The organism is Dolichospermum lemmermannii CS-548 (assembly GCF_028330815.1).
GTDB lineage: Bacteria > Cyanobacteriota > Cyanobacteriia > Cyanobacteriales > Nostocaceae > Dolichospermum > Dolichospermum lemmermannii.
Map to the genome: position 1 here is coordinate 1 of NZ_JAQMTJ010000317.1, position 5,094 is coordinate 5,094.

Genomic DNA, 5,094 nt, shown 5'->3' on the forward strand with positions numbered 1-5,094 from the left:
ATTAACGCCAGTATCAACATCCTAAGATTAGGATTAACTACGGTAGGGCATACCGGAAGCTACGCTACAGGAGATTTGCCCTCTTGGGCGATTGGTGCAAACCTGTCGTCTAACGGCGAGTCTGTGAATGTAGAATCCCCGCGTCTTTAGACCGGGGAGTGTCAACAGTAAAAATAAAATAAATTAAAATTATGCAGCAAGTAATTGGTATTGATTTAGGGGGAACTGCGATTAAACTTGGTCGGTTCACAGCAGATGGTAATTGTTTGCAATCTTTATCTGTGGATACTCCCCAACCCGCAACACCAGAGGCTGTATTATTGACAATAGTAGATGCAATATCACAAATTGACCCCAATAATGAAAGTGTCGCTATCGGTTTAGGTACTCCTGGTCCTGCTGATGCTGCGGGAAGAATTGCGAAAGTTGCCATTAATCTAGTAGGATGGCATGATGTCCCCTTAGCAGATTGGTTAGAAGCCAAAACCGGTAAACCGACAATTTTGGCTAATGATGCTAACTGTGCAGGTTTAGGAGAAGCTTGGTTAGGTGCAGGCCGAAATTTCCCCAATTTGATTTTACTAACTTTGGGGACTGGCGTTGGTGGGGCAATTATTCTTGATGGTAAATTATTTGTCGGACATCAAGGTGCAGCAGCAGAATTAGGTTTAATTACCTTAAATCCTGATGGACAAATGTGTAATAGTGGCAATCAAGGCTCATTAGAACAGCATACTTCAATCTCTGCTATCCGTCGCCGCACAGGCAAAGAACCAGCAGAATTAGGCGCACTTGCCCAAGCTGGAGATATAGAAGCCTTGACTTTTTGGCAAGAATATGGTAGAGACTTAGGAATTGGTTTAACCAGTTTACTCTATGTGCTGACACCCCAAGCAATTATTATTGGTGGTGGTGTCAGTGGGAGTTTTGAATTTTTCTTACCTGCATTAACAGCAGAAATCGAAAAACGAGTTTTACCAACTTCCCGCGCAGGTTTGCAAATTCTCCCCGCAGAATTAGGAAATACAGCGGGAATGGTAGGCGCTGCTAAGTTAGCATTGGAAATAGGTAATTGGTAATGGGGAAAACCGACAACCGTACGGGCGAAGCATTTGCAGAACTATTTTTGGCAATGACCGATAATTTATCTTCCAAATGCTTCGCACTGTACGGGCGAAGCATTTGCAGAACTATTTTTGGCAATGACCGATAATTTATCTTCCAAATGCTTCGCCCCTACCGACAACTGACAACTAAGAAACTTGTACAGGCTTGGGTGTGGTAGTTGTCGAATGGAATTGAGAAATTGCAGCGGTCATAAATCCTTTGAATAAAGGATGAGGTGCGTTGGGGCGAGATTGAAATTCAGGATGAAATTGACAAGCGATAAAGAAAGGATGTTTGGGATATTCAATAATTTCCACTAATCTACCATCTGGAGATGTGCCACTCACCAAATAACCAGAATCTAATAACTGACTACGATAGACATTATTGAACTCGTAACGGTGACGGTGGCGTTCATAAATGACTTCTTCTTGATAAAGTTGGAAAGCTAGGCTATTGGGAAGTACCCGACAAGGATAAAGTCCTAAGCGCATTGTCCCGCCTAAGTCTACTACATCCTGTTGTTCTGGCAACAGGTTAATAACCGGATTGTCTGTATATGGGTCAAATTCGGCGCTATTGGCATTAGATAAGCCTTCGACATTTCTCGCCCATTCAATCACGGAACACTGCATTCCTAAGCATAAACCTAAAAAGGGAATTTGGCGATCGCGGGCGTATTTAATCGCCGCAATTTTCCCATCTATGCCCCGACTACCAAAACCGCCCGGAACAATGATACCATCAACACCTGCAAGATAGTTTTCCGGTGGTTCATTTTCCAAAACTTCCGAGTTTATCCACCGCAGACGCAAATCACCATGAGTCGCAATAGCCGCATGACGTAAAGATTCAACCACGGAAAGATAGGCATCACCTAACCGCACATATTTACCAACAATAGCAATTTCGACGGTATATTTAGGATTATACATCCGCTCTACCATGTTTTCCCATTGGGTCATATTGGGTTGACGCTGTTCCATTTGTAGTAAGTTAAGAACTTGTTCAGCTAATCCTTCCCGTTCTAAAATTACTGGAACTTCATAAATACTGCGAGCATCTGGACTGGTAATAACACATTCTACAGGGACATCACAAAACTCTGATAACTTTTGTTTCAAGCCGACCGGAATGGGGCGATCGCTCCGACATACTAAAATATCTGGTTGAATGCCAATTGATCTCAATTCTTTGACAGAATGTTGAGTAGGCTTAGTTTTCATTTCTCCCGCCGCAGCAATCCAAGGCAACAAAGTAACGTGCATATACAACACATTACGCTTTCCTACTTCCTTTCGCAGTTGACGAATTGCTTCTAGAAAAGGTAGTGATTCAATATCACCCACAGTTCCGCCAATTTCCGTAATTACGGCGGAGGGATTAGTTTCTTTAGCAACTCTGAGAATTCGCTCTTTAATCTCATTGGTAATGTGCGGAATTACCTGAACAGTACCGCCATTATAGTCGCCTCGGCGTTCCTTATTAATAACTGACTGATAAATTAAGCCAGTAGTAACACTGTTTAACCGAGACATAGAAGTATCAGTAAACCGTTCGTAATGTCCCAAATCCAAATCTGTTTCTGCACCGTCTTGGGTGACAAAAACTTCCCCATGCTGAAAAGGACTCATTGTCCCTGGATCAACGTTAATATAGGGATCGAGCTTGAGAATCGAAACCGAATAATCCCGTGATTTGAGCAAACGTCCCAAACTTGCTGCTACAATTCCCTTACCAATACTGGAAACCACGCCCCCAGTCACAAAGATAAACTTAGTCATAGTATTTTCAATTTCTAGCAACTTCTAAATATAGATTTTGCTCCCGCAGGAGAATTTGTGTAGACGATTTTCGAGGCTTGTTTGGAGGATGAATTTTGCCCAATAACTCCACGTCCCAACCTTTTTGGCCAATGTATTGCCATTTCCACATCATTTATGTTTGACTCCATCTTGGCCATTGTGCCACAGTCCCTATCCTGAAATCTTCTGTGTTTGTCCATGAAAAAACTTTTAGGATTAGTATTATTTAATTTTTTAGTCACCTCCTCAGTTGCATTAGCACAAGAACCACTTTTAGTAGTTTTTCCCCCGACAAACTACCAAACCAGCACAGAAAAAATATTTTTTATCGGTACAGCGCCCCCCGACGGGCAAGTTTTAATTAATGGTAAGCTCGTTAACCGTAGCAAAGCCGGGCATTTTTCCCCCAGTTTTCCCTTACAGTTAGGAGAAAATATATTTAAAGTTCGTTACCAAAATCAAGAACGAGAGATTAAGATCATCAGGGTGTCCACTCAACCTGAGTTACCTCAAGGGTTAGGCTTTGCTAAGGATTCCTTGACTCCTGCTGTCGATATTGCCAGATTACCAGGAGAATTAATTTGTTTTAGTGCAGTTGCACCACCTCAAGCTACTGTCTCGGTTAATCTGGTAAATCAAAATATTGCCCTTTTACCCCAGCCTTCACTTGCACAATTACCTCCAAATTCAAGTGTTTTGACGGGGTTAAATCAGCCTAATCTTTCTATTCTTACCAAATACCAAGGTTGTACAACAGTCGCAAATGCTGCTGATTTAGGAAAACCTCAATTTAATTTACAACTGAATGATCAAAGAATAACTCAAACTGGTTTAGGAAAAATCGAAATTCTCGCGCCCACACAATTAGCAGTTGCGGAAATTGCATCAGAATCAGGCGTTACTCGCACGGGACCTAGTACCGATTATTCACGACTGACACCATTGCCAAAGGGAACTATGGCAAGTGTTACGGGAAAAGAAGGTGCATGGTTGCGCTTAGACTATGGGGCTTGGATTAATAGCAACGAAACTACAATTATATCAGGTGCGGTTGCACCACAGACGGTGATTCGGAGTGTCGGCTATCGGCAATTGGCTGAAGCGACAGAGATGCGTTTTCCTTTGGAAAGTGCTGTGCCGGTGAGTGTGGAACAGGGAAATAACTCCTTTATTCTCACCCTCTACAATACCACTGCTCAAACAGACACAATTCGTCTAGATGATGACCCCCTGATTTCTCGCCTAGATTGGCAACAGGTAAGCCCCACACAGATCAAATATACTTTTAACCTCAAAAACCTCCAACAGTGGGGTTATAAGCTGAGGTATGACAATACAACTTTGGTTTTAACTTTACGTCATCCACCCCAGCTTAAAAATAGTAAACGCCTACCTTTATCTGGCATTAAAATTGTACTTGATCCAGGACATGGAGGTAAAGAATCTGGTGCTAGTGGTCCAACTGGGTATTTAGAAAAAGATGTGAATTTGATAATTTCTCAATTGCTGCGAGATGAGTTGGTGAAGCGCGGTGCTAAGGTGGTGATGACGAGGGAAGATGATCGAGATGTATCTTTGGGGGAACGTCAGACGATAATTAATAAAGAAGAACCTGCGATCGCTCTTTCCATTCATCATAACTCTTTACCGGATAATGGTGATGCGGAAAAAACTAAAGGCTTCGGTACTTTTTGGTATCATCCTCAATCACACAGCCTCGCAGTATTTTTACAAAATTACGTAGTCAAAAAACTTGGTAAACCTTCCTACGGTGTATTTTGGAATAATTTAGCCCTGACTCGTCCTAGTGCTGCACCGGCGGTATTATTGGAATTGGGTTTTATGAGTAGTCCTGATGAATTTGAGGAAATAGTTAATCCTCAAGCACAGAAGAAAATGGCTAATATTTTAGCTGACGGGATAACTAAGTGGTTTAAAATAAAGTAAGGGCGAAGCATTCGGAAAATATCCTTTGAGAAAAACCAATAATTGATAGCGAAGCGCTGCTGCAAGCAGGTCGCCCGAATGCTTCGTCCCTACTCTTAGAGGATGTTTGAAAAGTGGTATTCCGTAATTTTCATCACATTGCTACCCCCCTTAGTCCCCCCTTGTAAAGGGGGGAAACAATAAAAATCCAGTTCCCTCCCCTTTACAAGGGGAGGGTTAGGGTGGGGTAAAAAAT

The 5,094-nt window shown here is 42.2% G+C and carries 5 protein-coding genes and 1 pseudogene; 3 read left to right on the forward strand and 3 right to left on the reverse strand.

The annotated features are described in order from the left end of the window. Positions 1-150, forward strand: a pseudogene (locus PN450_RS22740) (RNA-guided endonuclease TnpB family protein); the annotation flags it as partial. Between the two features lie 41 nt (positions 151-191). Beyond that, complete coding sequence (locus PN450_RS22745) at positions 192-1,079, forward strand: ROK family protein (RefSeq protein ID WP_271837634.1); 888 nt, start codon at positions 192-194, stop codon at positions 1,077-1,079. On the opposite strand, the gene PN450_RS22750 is transcribed toward PN450_RS22745, so the two are convergent. From PN450_RS22750 to PN450_RS22760, 3 genes are all read right to left on the reverse strand, one after another. Further along, the gene (locus PN450_RS22750; RefSeq protein WP_256370309.1) at positions 1,048-1,182 is read right to left on the reverse strand and encodes a hypothetical protein; all 135 of its coding nucleotides are present in this window, start codon (positions 1,180-1,182) and stop codon (positions 1,048-1,050) included. The genes PN450_RS22745 and PN450_RS22750 overlap by 32 nt on opposite strands. A 71-nt stretch (positions 1,183-1,253) precedes the next feature. Next, positions 1,254-2,891 (reverse strand): CTP synthase, encoded by a 1,638-nt coding sequence (locus PN450_RS22755; RefSeq protein ID WP_148763972.1) that lies wholly within the window; start codon positions 2,889-2,891, stop codon positions 1,254-1,256. Positions 2,892-2,898: 7 nt separating this feature from the next. Continuing rightward, positions 2,899-3,045: a hypothetical protein gene (locus tag PN450_RS22760; protein ID WP_158310523.1), complete on the reverse strand. Its 147-nt coding sequence runs from the start codon at positions 3,043-3,045 to the stop codon at positions 2,899-2,901. A gap of 65 nt (positions 3,046-3,110) precedes the next feature. On the opposite strand from PN450_RS22760, the gene PN450_RS22765 reads away from it, so the two are divergent. Beyond that, a complete protein-coding gene (locus tag PN450_RS22765; protein ID WP_271837636.1) occupies positions 3,111-4,859 on the forward strand; it encodes an N-acetylmuramoyl-L-alanine amidase in 1,749 nt (582 codons plus the stop codon). The last annotated feature ends 235 nt before the right edge of the window (positions 4,860-5,094 follow it).